Source organism: Falsiroseomonas oryziterrae (assembly GCF_021864505.1).
GTDB lineage: Bacteria > Pseudomonadota > Alphaproteobacteria > Acetobacterales > Acetobacteraceae > Falsiroseomonas > Falsiroseomonas oryziterrae.
Map to the genome: position 1 here is coordinate 1 of NZ_JAKJIB010000483.1, position 2,164 is coordinate 2,164.

Consider the following 2,164-nt stretch of genomic DNA (forward strand, 5'->3'; position numbering starts at 1 on the left):
GGGAGGGCCTGCTTCGGGCCATGCGCGTCGCGGCGCGGGGCGTGCTGCTGCGGACGGCCGCCGCCGCCCTGCTGGGGACGGCGCTGGCCGCGGCCGCCAGCAGGCTTCACCGCATCCGGTCTCCCCGCGGTGCGGTGCATCGGCTGGCTGACGTCCTGGCGGCGATCTTCCCGGGGAATCTCCTGGCGGATCAGCTTCTCGACCTGCCAGAGCTTCTCGCGCTCGTCCGGGGAGCACAGCGCGATGGCGATGCCGGCGGCACCCGCCCGCGCGGTGCGGCCGATGCGATGCACATAGGCCTCCGGCGTGTCGGGCATGTCGTGCTGGATGACATGCGTCACGCCGTCCACGTCGATGCCGCGCGCGGCGATGTCGGTGGCGACCAGCACGGGCGCCTTGCCAGTGCGGAACTCGGCGAGCGCACGCTCGCGCTGGCTCTGGCCCTTGTTGCCGTGGATGGCGTTGGCCTGGATGCCGTCGGCGGCGAGGTTCTTCACCACCTTGTCGGCGCCGTGCTTGGTGCGCGCGAAGACGAGCGCACGGCCGACGCCCTGGCCGCGCAGCAGCTCGGCGAGCAGCGCGCGCTTGCCGCCGCCTTCGACGAAGATCAGCTTCTGCTCGACCTTCTCGGCGGTGGTGGCGACCGGCGTCACCTCGACGCGGAGCGGGTCCTTGAGGATCTCGGCCGAGAGCTTGGCGACCTCGGCCGGCATGGTGGCCGAGAAGAACATCGTCTGACGCTCCTTCGGCAGCACCGGCAGGATGCGGCGGATGGCGGGCCAGAAGCCCTTGTCGAGCATCTGGTCGGCCTCATCGAGGACCAGCGCCTCGACGCGATCGAGCCGGGCGCTGCCCTGGTCGAGATGGTCCTGCAGGCGGCCCGGCGTCGCGACGAGGATGTCGAGGCCGCGCGCGAGCGCCTGGCGCTGCGGGCCGTAGCCGACGCCGCCGAAGACGACGGCGACCGAGAGGCCGAGATGGCGGCCATAGGCCTTGAGGCTGTCGGCGATCTGGCTGGCGAGTTCGCGCGTGGGCGAGAGGATCAGCGCGCGGCAGCCGCCGCGCGGCGGCCGGCCGCCGGAATTGGCCAGGCGGTGCAACAGCGGTAGGCCGAAGGCCGCCGTCTTGCCAGTGCCGGTCTGGGCGATGCCGAGCAGGTCCCGCCCGTCGCGCGCGGCGGGGATGGACTGGGCCTGGATCGGGGTCGGGGTGGTGTAACCCTCCTCGGCGAGTGCCTGGAGGATGCGGCCGTCGAGGCCGAGAGAGTCGAAGGAGGTCAACATACGAATCCGCTTGCCGCCGGCCGGGTCTCTGCCCGGCGGTCGGTGGGTGCGGCGCGCCCCGCGTGGTGGGAGGCGCTGGAGGTGTCGGAACCGGCGGCGCCCGTGTGACTGGAGCGGCGCAAATCTGGTGCCCGGTCCGGATCGTCTGGCGATCCGCTCACGCAGCCGGGCACGGCGGGCTGGGCCCGCTGACGCAGGCTAGATAGGGCAGCAGGGCTGACGGAGCAAGGAAAATCGGGGGACGCTGCGATTGAGACCCGCAGGGAGGCGCGGGTTGACCCACCCCCACCCGTCGAACGCCCTCGGCGTTCGCCCCCCCGCCCTGCGGGGGAGGAGAAAAGGAAGTGCGGGAGAGCAGGGACCGACGCTCAACGCGTCGGCAGGCGGCGGAAGCCGGGCTCGGTGGGGGCCTCGGCCAGCGTCTCCTCGATCCGGTCCACGCGGGCGAGGGCGGGGCCGCGGCGGCAGGCGGTGACGAAGTCCTGCAGCGCGCCGGGCTCGCCGGCGGCCAGCACCTCCACCGCGCCGTCGCGCAGGTTCCGCACCCAGCCATGCAGGCCGAGCCGCGTCGCCTCGCGCAGCGCCCAGTCGCGATAGCCCACCCCCTGCACGCGGCCCTCGATGCGGAGCCGCCGCGCGGGCATCAGCCGCGCGCCAGTTCGAACAGCCGCGCGGCGAGGGCGATGTCGGCAGCGAGCCGCGCGCGGCGCGCCTCGGCCTCGGCGTCGAGGCCCCAGAATTCCTCCTGGAAGCGCTCGTCGATGGTGGCGAGGTCATGCGCCTCGGCCGCGGCGATGCGGCCCGCGCCGAGGGCGAGGCCGAGCACGAGCGAGCCGAGCGCGGGGACGGCGACGCCGAGGGCGGCGAGCGGCACGGGCGCT

At 74.1% G+C, this 2,164-nt stretch carries 2 protein-coding genes and 1 pseudogene; all 3 read right to left on the reverse strand.

The genetic code is table 11. The features are described 5' to 3' along the window. Nucleotides 1-1,280: DEAD/DEAH box helicase (locus tag L2I40_RS22220; RefSeq protein WP_237217482.1), on the reverse strand; the 1,280-nt coding region annotated here is incomplete at its 3' end. Nucleotides 1,281-1,651: 371 nt separating this feature from the next. Further along, nucleotides 1,652-1,927, reverse strand: a complete 276-nt coding sequence (locus L2I40_RS22225) for an acylphosphatase (protein WP_237217484.1) — start codon at nucleotides 1,925-1,927, stop codon at nucleotides 1,652-1,654. Further along, nucleotides 1,927-2,164, reverse strand: a pseudogene (locus L2I40_RS22230) (hypothetical protein); the annotation flags it as partial. The gene L2I40_RS22225 and the pseudogene L2I40_RS22230, both read right to left, overlap by 1 nt.

What these genes read in the sequence shown, in the direction of transcription:
- L2I40_RS22225 (WP_237217484.1), bottom strand. Translation starts at nt 1,927, where the DNA reads ATGCCCGCGCGGCGGCTCCGCATCGAGGGCCGCGTGCAGGGGGTGGGC.